The sequence below is a fragment of the Butyrivibrio hungatei genome, assembly GCF_001858005.1.
In the GTDB taxonomy this organism is placed as follows: Bacteria; Bacillota; Clostridia; order Lachnospirales; family Lachnospiraceae; genus Butyrivibrio; species Butyrivibrio hungatei.
Genome location: NZ_CP017831.1, coordinates 1,015,942 through 1,031,072, shown reverse-complemented (window position 1 = coordinate 1,031,072; position 15,131 = coordinate 1,015,942). Strand labels below are relative to the sequence as shown.

General features: G+C 40.3%; 15 protein-coding genes. All 15 read right to left on the bottom strand.

Annotated elements, in window-relative coordinates; all coding sequences use genetic code 11:
- Window positions 1-2: 2 nt before the first annotated feature.
- Window positions 3-929 (bottom strand): polyprenyl synthetase family protein, encoded by a 927-nt coding sequence (locus bhn_RS05005; protein ID WP_071175654.1) that lies wholly within the window; start codon window positions 927-929, stop codon window positions 3-5.
- On the bottom strand, window positions 929-1,162 hold the full coding sequence (xseB, locus tag bhn_RS05000; protein ID WP_071175653.1) for an exodeoxyribonuclease VII small subunit: 234 nt from the start codon (window positions 1,160-1,162) through the stop codon (window positions 929-931). The genes bhn_RS05005 and xseB overlap by 1 nt, the downstream gene beginning before the upstream one ends.
- Window positions 1,143-2,369 carry an exodeoxyribonuclease VII large subunit gene (gene xseA / locus bhn_RS04995; protein ID WP_083385742.1) on the bottom strand — a complete coding sequence of 409 codons (1,227 nt, stop codon included), beginning with the start codon at window positions 2,367-2,369 and terminating at the stop codon, window positions 1,143-1,145. The genes xseB and xseA overlap by 20 nt, the downstream gene beginning before the upstream one ends.
- Window positions 2,359-2,760, bottom strand: coding sequence for a transcription antitermination factor NusB (gene nusB, locus bhn_RS04990; RefSeq protein ID WP_071177439.1), 402 nt, complete (start codon window positions 2,758-2,760; stop codon window positions 2,359-2,361). The genes xseA and nusB overlap by 11 nt, the downstream gene beginning before the upstream one ends.
- An 18-nt stretch (window positions 2,761-2,778) precedes the next feature.
- Window positions 2,779-3,132 carry an Asp23/Gls24 family envelope stress response protein gene (locus tag bhn_RS04985; protein WP_071175651.1) on the bottom strand — a complete coding sequence of 118 codons (354 nt, stop codon included), beginning with the start codon at window positions 3,130-3,132 and terminating at the stop codon, window positions 2,779-2,781.
- 83 nt (window positions 3,133-3,215) lie between these two features.
- Window positions 3,216-4,652 (bottom strand): transglutaminase domain-containing protein, encoded by a 1,437-nt coding sequence (locus bhn_RS04980; protein WP_148661918.1) that lies wholly within the window; start codon window positions 4,650-4,652, stop codon window positions 3,216-3,218.
- Between the two features lie 15 nt (window positions 4,653-4,667).
- Complete coding sequence (locus bhn_RS04975; RefSeq protein WP_071175649.1) at window positions 4,668-6,272, bottom strand: peptide chain release factor 3; 1,605 nt, start codon at window positions 6,270-6,272, stop codon at window positions 4,668-4,670.
- 274 nt (window positions 6,273-6,546) lie between these two features.
- Entirely contained in the window at window positions 6,547-8,637 is a 2,091-nt protein-coding gene (locus bhn_RS04970; protein WP_071175648.1) for a polyribonucleotide nucleotidyltransferase, read from the bottom strand.
- Between the two features lie 234 nt (window positions 8,638-8,871).
- Entirely contained in the window at window positions 8,872-9,138 is a 267-nt protein-coding gene (gene rpsO / locus bhn_RS04965; protein WP_071175647.1) for a 30S ribosomal protein S15, read from the bottom strand.
- A 159-nt stretch (window positions 9,139-9,297) separates the two neighbouring features.
- A complete protein-coding gene (locus bhn_RS04960; protein ID WP_071175646.1) occupies window positions 9,298-9,903 on the bottom strand; it encodes a LemA family protein in 606 nt (201 codons plus the stop codon).
- A gap of 3 nt (window positions 9,904-9,906) precedes the next feature.
- Window positions 9,907-10,974 (bottom strand): DUF3137 domain-containing protein, encoded by a 1,068-nt coding sequence (locus bhn_RS04955; RefSeq protein WP_071175645.1) that lies wholly within the window; start codon window positions 10,972-10,974, stop codon window positions 9,907-9,909.
- A 178-nt stretch (window positions 10,975-11,152) separates the two neighbouring features.
- Window positions 11,153-11,350, bottom strand: a complete 198-nt coding sequence (locus bhn_RS04950; RefSeq protein ID WP_071175644.1) for a PspC domain-containing protein — start codon at window positions 11,348-11,350, stop codon at window positions 11,153-11,155.
- A 158-nt stretch (window positions 11,351-11,508) separates the two neighbouring features.
- Window positions 11,509-13,203 carry a phospho-sugar mutase gene (locus bhn_RS04945; protein ID WP_071175643.1) on the bottom strand — a complete coding sequence of 565 codons (1,695 nt, stop codon included), beginning with the start codon at window positions 13,201-13,203 and terminating at the stop codon, window positions 11,509-11,511.
- Window positions 13,204-13,263: 60 nt separating this feature from the next.
- Window positions 13,264-14,202, bottom strand: a complete 939-nt coding sequence (locus bhn_RS04940; RefSeq protein WP_071175642.1) for an AEC family transporter — start codon at window positions 14,200-14,202, stop codon at window positions 13,264-13,266.
- A gap of 18 nt (window positions 14,203-14,220) precedes the next feature.
- Window positions 14,221-15,129, bottom strand: a complete 909-nt coding sequence (locus tag bhn_RS04935; RefSeq protein WP_071175641.1) for a bifunctional riboflavin kinase/FAD synthetase — start codon at window positions 15,127-15,129, stop codon at window positions 14,221-14,223.
- Window positions 15,130-15,131: the final 2 nt, after the last annotated feature.

Genomic DNA, 15,131 nt, shown 5'->3' with positions numbered 1-15,131 from the left:
CATCATTTCTTTCTATAGATCAAATACTGAAAGAGTTCGTCCAAAAAAGTATTTTTAAATCCGTGATTGCAAAGAATCTCAGATGCCTCATCAGAGAGCTCTTTTACCTTGGAAGAAGCTCCCTCCATGCCATAAAGGCTCACATAGGTACTCTTTCCATTCTTTTCATCTGAGCCGATAGGTTTACCAAGTTCTTCCTGGTTTCCAACTATATCAAGGATATCATCCTGAATCTGGAATGCAACTCCAACGTTGCTACCAGCTTTTTCAATGGCCTGTACAGCGTTATCATCCGCTCCGCCAAGGATTGCTCCTATCATAAGACTGCTCTCAATGAGAGCTCCTGTCTTGTTCTCATCTATATAACTTAAGGTATCCTTCATCTCTTCGTCAGGGATATCCGTTCTGTTCTCTGCTACAATGTCAGCGCACTGACCACCTACCATGCCATAGATACCGGCTTTGGTAGCAAGGACTTTAAGAGCTTTAAGATATCTCTTTTGCCCGTCAAAAGAATCTGAAACTGAGCCTGCAATTGCTGTCTCAAAGGCAAGGTTTAATAGGCCATCACCAGCAAGGGTCGCCATACCAGCGCCATATACTGCATGAGTAGTCTTTCTACCTCTTCTGTACTCATCGTTATCCATAGCTGGAAGATCATCGTGCACCAGTGAATAGGTGTGGATCATCTCCATTGCTGCCATAAATGGCTCGATGGTCTTAAGATCAGCATCTTCTCCAGCAAAAAGACGATAGGACTCCATCATCATGATAGGTCTAAGTCTCTTGCCTCCTGCTAAAAGGCTGTAATTCATAGCCTCAATAACAGTCTTTGCATAACCTTCCTCTTTTGGAAGATACTTTTTTAATATATTCTCAACTTCTGATACGCGCTCTTTGAGGCGACTTTCAAAGTCTTCGCTCTTCATTACTCAAAATCCTCCAGACTGCCATTTTTTGCTATCTTCTGAACCTTGAGTTCAACCTCTTCTATAGCCTCATGGCAATTCTTAAGTAGTTTCATGCCTTCCTGATACTCCTTAAAAGAGTCTTCTAAAGAGATGTCATCCTTTTCAAGAGCATGGATCTTTTCTTCAATTTTACTGAAAGCCTCTTCCACAGAGAGCTTTTCTTTTTTATCTTCAGTCTTCTTGGCTGCCATACGCATTATCCTCAGTTTCTATAACCTTAGCCTTTATAGTTCCATCAGTTACATAAATTGATAGTTTGTCATCCTTGTGGATATCCCTGATACTCCTTATGTTATTACCATCTTCACCAGCCACATAGGAATATCCGCCCTTTAACCTATCAAGTGGCGACAGACCTTTTAGCCTCTCTATATCGATATTGAGTCTGTGTCTGTAGTCTGTAAGTTTCCTGTCCATAAGGGTCTGCAAAGTATCTGCAAAACCGTCTAGTCTAAGGAGTTTGTCTCTTATCTTGCCCTGCGGGCTTAATAGTCTCAAGGACTCTCTATATCTATCCATCAGAAGCTTCTTGCTGTTTAGTTTATTTTCCATGCTCCTGTGAAGGGTAAAAGAGTAATCCTCTATATCCTGCACGAATCTGTTATATTCGAATACTGCAATTTCTGCAGCAGCAGAAGGCGTAGGTGCCCTTCTATCTGAAACATAATCTGCTATCGTAGTATCTGTCTCATGACCAACTGCAGATATAATAGGAATCGGACAATCAAAGATTGCCTGGGCGACTGTTTCCTCATTGAATGCCCAAAGATCTTCTATAGAACCTCCGCCACGGCCAACAATGATAACATCAACCTGTTTCCTGGATAAAGTCTCAATTCCTCTGACAATACTCTCGGAAGCCTTCTCACCTTGAACTATGGCAGGATAAAGAATTATCTGAATATGCGGATTTCTGCGTGTCGCTACATTTATAATGTCCCGCACAGCTGCACCAGTCGGAGCTGTAACTATGCCAAGAGTCCTGATATATGATGGAATAGGCTGTTTGTACTCTTCAGCAAACATGCCCTGTTCCAGTAGCTTTTGTTTTAACTCTTCAAATTTCTCATAAAGAGCTCCAGCTCCATCAAGTTCAATCTGCCTTGCATAGAGCTGATATTTGCCATCTCTTTCATATACATCAACTGTTCCGCTGGCCTTGACCTGCTGACCTTCCTTCATCTGAAATTTAAGGCCGCCCCTGTCTCTATCTCCGCGGAACATCACACAAGAAATAGCACCACCTGCATCTTTCAACGTAAAATAAATATGTCCAGATGAGTGGTACTTTAAATTACTGACCTCTCCCTTAATAGTAAGTGACTTAAGGAGGAAGTCCTGAGTAAACATATTCTTTATGTAAGAATTAACCTGTGTGACTGTATATTCACTGCGCAAATTTTGCTAACACTCCATTTACAAAAGCGGATGAGCCATCCTGACCAAACTTCTTGGCAAGTTCAACTGCCTCGTTTATAGCAACACCCGTAGGTACTGTATCATCATACTTGATCTCATAGATAGCAAGGCGGATGATAGTGAGCTCAACTTTAGCCATTCTGCCTGTATCCCAGCCAGAAGTTTCCTTGTTGATAGCTTCATCGATTTCTGGAAGCTTTTCTGCTATCTTCTCGTATTTGTCTCTAACGTAATCGGCATCAGCCTTGGAAAACTCATGATCACTTGTCTCTGTGAAGAGTTCCTCCTGCTCTGCCATATCTTCTTTTGAATTAAATTCAACACGAAAGAGCAGCTTGAATACCTGCTCTCTCAGTTCTGTTCTATTCATCATACTTTTATTCCTATCTTATGCCTTTGGCATTGTAATTCCGGCGATCCTAATATTAACATCAGTAACTTCAAGTCCTGTCATGTTCTCGATTGAAGCCTTAACACGAGTCTGAGCCTGCTGACATGTAGCTGGAATATTAAATCCATAAGCCATCATAAGTGCAAGATCAACCTTTACTTCTGACTGACCAACAACAACCTTAGCACCCTTTGCAAGATTCTTGCGGCTAACCTTTTCAAGAACATCACTTGTATAATTACCAGCCATAGCAGATACGCCTTCAACCTCAAGGGCTGCAAGAGCTGCGATCCTAGCAACTACGTCATCTGCGATCTTAACTGATCCAACCTCTGCAATTTCTTTTCCCATAATTGTCACCTCAATAAACACATTAATAATCTAATTCATTATACAGTATATCATAATTCTCTCAGCTAGGCTAAGCTAACGCCTCAATTCGCATCAATCCAGAATATTATGGTCCTGGTCTCAGCAAATGTGGTATATGACACGCTGCTGGTATCACCCTGAAGTACATCGAAGACGCCTTTATTAGTAATAAGCTGTTCGAAGATACTGTCGTATACTTCTTTTGTCGCGCACTTCATTGTCACGTTATCACTGCCATCTTTGTATCTTCTATCAAAGAGGTCCTTGATAAGAGACATCTCCGCCGACTTAAAATACTCATCTTCTCTTACATAGTAGTTGTCTGTCATGCTACTGCAAACAGGCATGTCTATAATGTCTGAAATATGATGTGTTTTGCCGATATCATCACTTGTAACGCACAGATAATCGTAATTTACTGCTGGAAGCTTGGTTGCATCAGCAGTCTCACCGTTACTGGTCTGATAAGAGGAATCGCCCCAGGTAACATCCACATAATAATATGTTCCGTTACACTGAACCAGATTCCAGGCATGTCTTACGCCCTTTGAACTCTTTGTATCAACTGTACCAGTAACAAGTGTGCACTTGACACCGATCTTATTAAGAAGGTACTGCGCTGCCTTGGCATAACCATTGCATACGCTCTTTCCATTTATAAATACTGAGCATATATTCTGGTTATCTTCAGCTTCAAGATCATAATCAGTATTAGTGATCAGATACTCATAAATATATTTAATGGCATAATACTCATCTTCAGAAGAAGGAGCATTGGCAAGACACTTGTTTACTGCCTCGTTTATCTTAGCTTTTTTGTCTGCAACCTGCTCTGGTGTGTAAGTATAGTTACCAGTAAAGGTGATCATCTCAATGACATCGCCCCTTGTGTGGTTGGTATACTGATATCCATCCACATAAAAGATCTCCGGATGATCGATCAATACATAGTCAAAGATCAGTTCTACTGCTTCATCACTGGTTGTTGACACCAATATATCGGAAGCCTGGTTTTCGAGTATTGTCAGGATCTCAGCATAAAGGGTCTTGCCTTCATTGGTAAGGCGTTCGAAAGCATAGAGACCTTCCTGCTTCTTTTTGATAGCCTCTAAGTTAGAATCAGTAAGTCCTATGGCCTCTCTCGCAGCTTTCATTTCTTTCTCAGATACTGTTCCAGAAACATTTTTGCTACTGCTTTCTGTCTTAGTGGACTTTTCCGGTTTGCTATTGGCTTCGTCTTCTGAGTTTAAAGTAGCTCCCGCGCTTGCTTCTGCAGATGAGCTGATAGTAGCACTACTATTAACAGCAACATCTTCAGAGACATAGTAAGTTCCTTCAGAAGATGCCTCATTAGTTTTTTCTGAAGTATCCTTCATTCCGAGGGTCTCAAGATACTCATCTATACTAGAAAACTGACATCCAGACAAAAGCCCGCAAGATAACCCACAGGCAACAGCTAAAGCGATAAATTTCCCCAAAAACTTATCCCGACTTATCAATGCTCTCCTCCAGACTTAGTTCTTTTTGAACTCAGATAAAACAAGCCCTTTATTTCTCTCCATAGTCATGCCTACACTCCACTCATTAATGAAAAGAAGAAGTGGTCTGTCATGCATATCCTTGATCTTTTTCATGTCAGATGTTCCAACAAGTGAAGACATATCAATATCCTCATTATCAACCCATCTAATATACTCATATGGGAGATTCTCAAGGATTATATCTACATTGTACTCACTTTGAAGTCTAAACTTCAATACGTCGAACTGAAGTACACCTACAACACCTACAATGATCTCTTCGAGACCTGTATTGTACTCCTGGAAAATCTGAATTGCACCTTCCTGAGCAATCTGAGTGATACCCTTAACAAACTGCTTTCTCTTCATGGTATCAACCTGACGTACTCTTGCAAAATGTTCAGGAGCGAATGTAGGAATTCCCTCGTAAACGATATTATCTTTTGGCATACATACTGTATCACCGATTGAGAAGATACCTGGATCAAATACACCCATGATATCTCCCGCATAAGCTTCGCTCAGGATCTTTCTCTCATCAGCCATAAGCTGCTGTGGCTGTGAAAGACGCATTACCTTGCCACTCTGAACATGCTTAACTTCGTTATTGGCATCATATCTGCCAGAACAGATCCTCATGAAGGCTACTCTGTCTCTGTGAGCCTTGTTCATGTTGGCCTGAATCTTGAATACGAATGCTGAGAAATCTCTCTCCATAGGATCAATAACTTCTCCATCAGAAGAAGTGCGTCCTGTTGGTGGTGTAGCCATCTTAAGGAAGTGGTGAAGGAAAAGCTCAACACCAAAGTTCTGAAGAGCTGAACCAAAGAATACTGGTGTAAGTTCACCTGCTCTTACCTTCTCAAGGTCATACTCTGCACCAGCTCCATCTAAAAGCTCAATCTCGCTCTGGAGCTTTTCAAATGCATCCTGACCTACCATGCTGTCAATTCCAGCCTTGTCGTCTAAAGAGATAAATGTCTCCTTACCTTCCTTGGTACCCTTCTGAGTCTCTGAGAAAGTAACGATATGGCCTTCTCTTCTGTCATAAATACCCTTAAAGTTCTTACCTGAACCGATTGGCCAGTTCATTGGGCATGTCGCGATACCAAGGTTATTCTCGATATCATCGAGAAGATCGAAGGTATCCATAGCGTCCCTATCAAGCTTGTTGATAAATGTAAAAATAGGAATATGACTCATTGCACAGACTTTGAAAAGCTTTCTGGTCTGAGCCTCTACACCCTTACTGGCATCGATTACCATGACTGCTGAGTCAGCTGCCATAAGTGTTCTATATGTATCCTCTGAGAAATCCTGGTGTCCAGGTGTATCAAGGATATTGATGCAGCAATCCTCATAATTAAACTGAAGAACTGAGGAAGTAACTGAAATACCTCTCTGCTTCTCAATCTCCATCCAGTCAGATACTGCATGTTTGGCTGTAGCCTTACCCTTAACAGATCCAGCCTGATTGATCGCTCCACCATAGAGAAGGAACTTCTCAGTAAGTGTAGTCTTACCAGCATCAGGGTGTGAAATGATAGCAAAGGTACGACGCTTATTAATCTCACTAATAGTTTCTTTTGTATTACTCATCTTCTAATCCCTTAAACAAATTCCTAAACAAACTTAAATCTTATATTTCTTAGATCAGCTCATCACTTAATATTTATTAAATCAACTCAAATATTAACCTAGTTAACTGTTACGAAAATAAAACGCAAGGCAATATACTTGCACAATTTGGCTGCTTTAGAAAACGTTGGTACTTAGGCGTCGTCTTTTGACGCCTTAGTACCACTACGTTTTCTATAGAGTGAGAACGTCAGTCAAATGGGCAAGAATATTCCTTGCGTTAAGTTCCGCTAATTCAGTCCTTAGGGCAATCTTTAATTGAGAAGCTGATACGTCCCATCTTGTCCTTGCCAAGGCAGATTACTTTTACTGTATCGCCAAGTGTAAGAACATCCTCTACATGGTCGATTCTCTCCTTAGAGATCTTACTGATGTGAACCATGCCTTCCTTACCAGGAGCAAACTCTACGAATGCACCAAACTCTTTGATGCTTACAACCTTACCTGTAAAGATCTGATCCTTCTCAAAGTCAGTAACGATAACATTGATCATGTTAACTGCCTCTGCGATCTTGTCCTGATCTTCTCCGCAAACTGAAACCTTACCGTCATCTGTGATGTCGATCTTAACGCCTGTACGAGCGATGATCTCGTTGATTGTCTTACCTCTCTGTCCAACTACATCACCAATCTTGTCTGGATCGATCTGGAGAGAAACAATCTTAGGAGCGTACTTAGATACTTCCTTACGAGGCTCAGCAATAGCCTTGCTCATGCACTCATCCATAATGAAGAGTCTAGCTTCACGGCACTGTGCAATAGCTGTCTCAACGATAGGCTTTGTAAGACCGTGAATCTTGATATCCATCTGAATAGCTGTGATACCATCTTTTGTACCAGTTACCTTGAAGTCCATATCTCCGAAGAAATCCTCAAGTCCCTGAATATCTGTAAGAACGATGAAATCGTCATCTGTATCGCCTGTTACAAGTCCGCATGAAATACCAGCGACCATCTTCTTGATAGGAACACCAGCAGCCATAAGTGACATACATGATGCACATGTAGAAGCCATTGATGTTGATCCGTTAGACTCAAATGTCTCTGATACTGCACGGATTGCATATGGGAACTCTTCAACGCTAGGAAGAACTGGAAGAAGTGCTCTCTCAGCAAGAGCTCCGTGTCCGATCTCTCTACGTCCTGGTCCTCTTGAAACCTTTGTCTCACCTACTGAGTAAGCAGGGAAGTTGTACTGGTGTACATATCTCTTGTCTGCAGCAAATGTATCAAGGCCTTCAACCTTCTGAGCCTCTGAAAGAGGAGCAAGTGTTACTACGTCACAGATCTGTGTCTGTCCACGAGTGAACATAGCACTTCCGTGTACTCTAGGAATAAGATCAACCTCAGCTGAAAGAGGTCTGATCTGCTTGATGTCACGTCCGTCTGGTCTCTTGTGATCCTTTAAGATCATCTTACGAACTGTCTTCTTCTCATACTGGTAGATTGCTTCACCAAGGATAGCAAGCCACTCTTCGTTATCAGCAAACTTCTCTGTAAGTCTATCTGTGATCTCTGCGATATTGTTCTCTCTTGTCTGCTTGTCGTCTGTAAATACAGCCTTCTCCATCTCTTCTGGAGGAACAACTTCCTTGATAGCTGCAAAAAGCTCTTCAGGAACTGCACAACTTGTGTACTCGTGCTTTGGCTTACCAACCTCTGCTACGATACCCTTAAAGAACTCGATGATCTGAAGGTTAACATCATGAGCCTTGTAAATAGCTTCCTTCATCTTCTCTTCTGGGATCTCATTAGCACCAGCCTCGATCATGATAACCTTCTGTCCTACAGATGCAACTGTAAGCTTGAGGTCACCTGTGTTCCACTGTTCCTGAGTTGGGTTTACGATAAGCTCACCATCGATCATACCAATCTGTGTCATAGCACATGGGCCATCGAAAGGAATATCTGAAATTGAAACTGAAATTGATGCACCAAGCATAGCAAGAAGCTCAGGTCTGCACTGAGGATCTACTGCCATAACCATAGTCTCGATTGTTACATCATTTCTGTAATCCTTAGGGAAAAGAGGTCTCATAGGTCTGTCGATAACGCGGCTTGTAAGAATAGCGTTCTCTGAAGGCTTGCCCTCTCTCTTGTTGTATCCACCTGGGAATTTACCTACTGCATAAAACTTCTCACCATACTCTACTGAGAGTGGGAAGAAATCGATTCCATCTCTTGGCTTAGCTGATGCTGTTGCTGTACAAAGAACTGTTGTGTCACCGTACTGCATGAATGCGCATCCGTTTGCCTGTTTACCTACTTTACCGATCTCTACCTTAAGGGTACGACCAGCAAGTTCCATTGAATAAGTCTTTACCATTATTTTCTCCTTCTACTGCCCATCCGCAGTCCATCATCCGCAAAAGCGCTTCAGGTGCGTGTGCAGTTTAAACATTTATTATGATATATGGTTTTCAAGGTCATAATAAAAATCACGAAGGCATAATCTTTATTATAACTTTGAACCCATATACCTAGTGCACTTTAGTAAAAATTGAAAAGACGGAATAAGCCGATGTGACTCAGCCATATCCCGTCTTTATAGTTCACAGAATTATTTTCTAAGACCAAGGTCAGCGATAAGCTTACGATAAGCTTCGATGTCCTTCTTCTTAAGATATCCAAGAAGGCTACGTCTCTGACCAACCATCTTAAGAAGACCTCTTCTTGAGTGGTGATCCTTAGGGTTCTTTGAAAGGTGATCATTGAGCTCCTTGATTCTCTCTGTAAGGATAGCTACCTGTACCTCTGGTGAACCTGTGTCGCCAGCTGTTCTAGCAAACTTGTTGATAACTTCTGTTTTCTTTTCCTTTGTAATCATTGTTACATTCTCCTTTTTTCTGGAAATCCGCCATATACACAGATAAAGGTTGGAGTATCCTTAATCCGAGTACTGGTAGTTTCTGTTACTATTTATTACTGATATTTTGTCAGCAACTATAGTATGTTAGCATAAATTTGTCTTTATGTAAAGTCAAACTTAACCTAAGTCAATATTAGGCATTGGGATTTCGAAAGGCTTCTTTTCCTCTTCCTCTGCCTTAAGGAATTCATATGGTTCGCAGTGCTGCATACCAGCTACGATATTCATAGGGATCATCTTGATAGCGCTGTTAAATACTGTAACATTGCTGTTGTAGATTCTTCTCTGAGCAAAGAGTGTCTCTTCTGTCTCAGTGATAACCTTCTGAAGGTTAAGGAACTGCTCAGATGACTGGATCTGAGGATAGTTCTCAGCTACTGCATTGATAACGCCCATAGACTTTGTAAGATTTGAATCAAGCTGAGCGATTTCTTTAGAATTCATACCTGAACGGTATTTGCAGCTCTCAAGAAGAATCTTCTGCTCTGTGCTAAGTACTGTTGCTGCTGCTGCGTAACAAGACTTAACTGACTGTGCTCTCTTCTGGCAAGCTACATCAATATTACTAAGTGCCTCATCTACTTTGTTCTTTAAAACAATAAGTTTGTTGTTTGTTCTAACATACCAACCGATAAGAATAAGTAAAAATGCTCCTACTCCTACTATTGTCTTAACTAAATAAGCTGCGTTATTAACTGTCTGTGCTGTCTGCTGTACGTCCATTTTTTAAGCTCCTTTTTTTCTTGTTGTAAAATCTTCTTTATCAAGTTCAAGCCCATCAACATAAGTTCTGATGAAATCATCAATACCCTTACACTTTTTGATTGCTCTTTTGATATTCTCTTTCTTGTGGGCTGGTGCATTTATATCAACCCATGTACTTGAATCATTCTGAGTATATAAGTATCCATTCATGAATAAGAGCATGAATTTATTTGCCCATTTCTTGGATCTAAGTGAATCATAAAAATCTCTGATCTTCATGATATGTCTTGGATTAAGAAGCATAAATGCTCCAAGTTCTTCGTTTGTAATTACCTTAAACTGTTTATTAAAAATAATGTCATCAGTTTCGATAGCAATCGCTCCGTCTTTTTTCTTAGGAATGAACTCGCTCTCGCCAACTTCAACATAACCAAGGAAATCATCTGGAAGCTTGATCTCTATAAAATTCATAGCATTAGACCAGCGATCATCTACCCCAAAAAGGTTAGAAGACTTTTCACTTCCTGTGTCTGCATATTTCTTGTACTGAACAAGGTTGTAATCAAGCCCTTTGTAACTTCCACTGATCTGTAAACGAGGCATAATTGTCTTGGTTCCACCATCAAAGAATGATGTTCGTGCATGATCTTCAAAGCCAAATCCAAGAGATGCAATATTAAATACAGTTTTGCGACCTGGAACCTCTTTCGCTATTCCATCAGGGTCTGTAACATCTTTCCTTATTCTATCAAGACAATGATATTTACTATACTCTCTTGAATAGGAAACATTTTTTACACCAAGGTCTGGTTCAAATGCTCTGAAAATGCAATCTGCTGCTGACAGGTCTTTTGCCATACTGATTCCAAAACGTATTTCATCAACAAAATGCAAGTTTACTCCAATTGCAAATAATGTAGCTAGTACTTTGACCCACCATGGAATCGGAGCAAAAATATCTCCCAAAATGACTGCCGCAGTGATCAGAAATATAGCAAGTAAATTCCACTTTTCCTTTTCACGTGGCTCTAAGATTTCATCTGCTGTATAGAGGCATCTTTCTTCCCCAACATTTTTCTCCTGCGCCATTTCTCCTCCTTTATTTACTCCCATTATTGTTACTATTTTTGTAACAAGCAGTAACAGTTTCTTATTATATATACTAAACACTCATAAATCAAGGCTTTTTTGAGCACTTAGTTTATTACAAATTCGCATAAAAATAGAGCTAAGTTAATACGCTTAGCTCTATATAAGGTTAGTGAAATTATTCTGTGTAATCAGGAGCATCACTCATAACAATCGCTGCGATGATATAAGCCCCGATGCCAACTCCTCCACCGAATGTTGTGAGTGCCCATACAAGTCTTACGATTGTTGGATCAATTCCAAAATATTCGGCAATACCTCCGCAAACTCCACAGATCTTTCTATCATTGCTTTTATATAATTTCTTTCCGTCCATGTCTACCCTCCATAAAAAATAGTTGTATAAAAACTAAAACACTAAAGCCACTTTGCTTGTGTTACTACGTATTATATTATTAGCTGCTTTTCTTTAAAATATCTACTTCAGTAAAAGAAGATACCTTATTTTTCTTTTTTGGCAAATTAGATGCCATTTTACTCTACACTGTTGATCAGGGCAAAGATTTCCTCTTTTATCTTCTGATTAACTAAAAGAGCATTCTCTCTTGAATCCTGATTTGAGTAGAAATAGAACTTGATCTTTGGCTCTGTTCCTGAAGGTCTGATAGCAAACCATGAACCGTTATCAAGGAATAACCTGATCGCATTCTGAGCTGGAATATCCTCATATCCGTTGATATAGTCGATAACCTTATCAACCTTGGCACCTGCAACAGAGGTAGGAAGATTTTCTCTGAAGTACTTCATCATTCGCTGGATGCGCTGCGCTCCAGGAATACCCTCAAGTACGATATTAGGTTCGTCCTCGGCAAAGAATCCATATTTAGCATAGATTTCCTGAAGGACATCCCAGAGTGTCTTGCCCTGCTTTCTATAATAAGCTGCTGCTTCTGCAACAAGCATACCTGCTGAGATACCATCTTTATCTCTGATATCCTCACAAACTGCGTATCCAACAGACTCCTCATATCCAAAGAGGTATGTATAACCATTCTCGTGAAGATATGGGATCTTACCGCAGATATTCTTAAATCCTGTAAGTGTCTCAAACATCTCTACGCCATAAGCCTTAGCCATGATAGTAGAAAGTGTTGATGTAACAATAGACTTGACCATAGCACCCTTTTGAGGAAGTGTTCCAGCGTCTTTTCTACCCTCTAATACATAGTTAACAAGAAGGTATCCAGTCTGGTTACCGTTAAGAGGAATATAATTGCCCTCAGCATCTCTGATCTCAATAGCAAATCTGTCTGAGTCTGGATCTGTAGCCATTAAGAGCTCAGCGCCAAATTCCTTACCATACTTCTCGCTAAGCTTGAATGCCTTAGGATCTTCTGGGTTAGGATATCCAACTGTAGTAAAATCAGGATCAGGATTTTCTTGCTCAGGAACGATCTTCCAGTTATTGAACCCTCTATCTGTAAGCATCTGTCTAAATGGAATAGAACCGCATCCGTTAAGTGGCGTATAAACAAGAGGAATAGAAAGATCAAGCTCATCTCCCTCATGAATAGCCATCTTCTCAATCTTATCAAGATATTCTCTGTCGTATTCTTCACCAAGGATCGTAATCTTGCCTTCTTTTACAAGAGCATCAAAATCACCAGTCTTGATGCCATTCCAGATATCAACTGCATTGATCTTCTCTGTCATGCCATCTGCGATCTCAGATGAAACCTGGCATCCATCATCCCAATATGCCTTGTATCCGTTGTATTCTCTAGGGTTGTGTGAAGCAGTAATGTTGATTCCTGATACTGTTCCAAGACGTCTGATCATAAATGCAAGCTCTGGTGTAGGTCTAAGATCAGGGAATGTGTAAACCTTGATACCATTTGTTGCAAAAATACCTGCTGCAAGCTTAGAGAACTCTTTTGAAAAATGTCTAGGATCATGGGCAATGATAACGCCCTTTTCCATATTTTCTTTGCCAGAAGCCACAATATAATCAGCAATACCCTGTGAAGCCTTGCCGACAGTCAAAAAGTTCATTCTATTAGTTCCAGCGCCTACCTTACCACGAAGTCCTGCTGTACCAAATGCAAGATCCTGGTAAAAGCGCTCTTCAATATCTTTGTCATCATCCTTGATCTGAAGAAGCTCTGCCTTTAACGGATCGCTATCAGAAAGGTTTGTAAGCCATTCATTATATCTTTCTTTGTAATTCATTTATTAAACCTCCTTAATGAATTATTCGATTCAAATACTATTTTAACATATAAACATTTTTTATATGAGTGATGATCCTTTTAATACAAGTATCCACACAAATATTGTAAAAATACTAAGAATAGTGGAAACTACCACGTATTCTCCAGCCAGATCTGCGTCTCCATCCATACTCTGTGCCATTGGATATGATGCCGCTGCAACAGGGGTTGCAAACATGCAGAATACAACAAAAAGTTCAGCACCTCTAAAGCCGATCATAGACATGATAGTCACTATGATACTAGGTATCACAAGAAGCTTTAGCCCTGTTCCTATAGCAATTGGTTTTGCATTTTTCTTCATATCAGAAGCCTTAAGGGTTCCTCCTAATACAAAAAGAGATAAAGGAGTTGCCATATTGCAAAGCTGGGATATAGGTCCAGTAAGGCATCCCGGCATCTTAAGAGGCATCAGATTAAATAAGATACCTGCGATGGCTCCTATGATAAGAGGATTCTTAAGGATATTTTTTACCAGTACATTTGGTGATACCGATCCACCTCTGAAGTACTCAAGGATTGCCACAGATGTGATGTTATAAAGAGGCACGATAAAGGCTACCATGATACTAGCCATTACCACTCCTTCTTTTCCAAATACACTCTCTGTCAGAGGAATCGCAAAAAGAACTGAGTTACTCCTAAAGATTGCCTGCATTATAACGCCGCGTCTTGAATTTTCTTTTTCAAATAATGGAACAAGAAAAAATACGGCAAATATGACCACGAGGGTGGCTGCAAAGGCAAAGCCCACATAACCCGCACCTTTAAGCTCAGTAAAGTCCACATCATAGAGATTGTTGAACATTATAAATGGAAAAAAGACGTTAAATACTACTCCATTTAGCTCTTTTAAAAACTTTTCCTGTACAAGTCCTATTCTCCTTGAGATAACTCCAAGAAATATGTAAACAATAAAGGGTATTACTGCATTTGTAGCGATTATCAGATTTTCCATTGCTGTCCCAGGCCTTAATTATTTTGCTGCAAGCTTAAGATCATTTTCTATCTGAGTCTTAAGCTGATCTATACTGTCAAATTTCATTTCCGGTCTCAAAAAATCTTTGAGCTTTACTTCTATTGCCTTACCATAAACGTCTTCGTCAAAGTCATAGATATAAGTCTCAACGCCTACCTTCTCATGCTCTGAAATAGTAGGTTTCCTGCCGATATTGGTCATACCCCTATACTCGCAGCCATCTATCACGACAATGCTACTATATACGCCAAATGGAGGAAGGAGCTTATTATCTTGAGGAAAGATATTTACTGTTGGAACGCCTATTGTGTGACCAATATGTCTTCCATGCTCAACGATCCCACTGATACTATAGTCATAGCCAAGAAGCCTTCTGACCATATCCATATCTCCGTCTGAAACAACGTTTCTTACTCTTGTGGAACTTACTTCTTCGCCATCCATCATGACCTTATCAATAAGCCATAGGTCAAATCCCAGTTCCTTACTTAAATTCTTAAGAAGGAACTGATTACCACTTCCTTTATCACCAAAAGAAACATCGGTGCCCGCAGCTATGTACCTGGCATTTAAGTCATCTACAAGAATGTTTCTTACAAAATCCTCCGGTGGTGTTGCTGCTGTAGCCTCGGTAAGCGGGAACTCTACAAGAATATCTATTCCCATCTTCTCAAAGGCTCTTCTCTTTTCATTTCTGGTAAAGAGCTGTCTAACTGTATGTCCAACAAAAAACTCCTCAGGAGATGGTTCAAAGGTAAACACTGTAGCTTTGAGACCGTTTTTCTTTTGCTCAAGAATCATATCAAGGAGCTTCTTGTGGCCTAGATGTATGCCATCAAATTTTCCCATTGCTATGGCTGTTTTTTCATTTATATTCAGTTCATCAAGTCTTGTGATTATCTGCATCT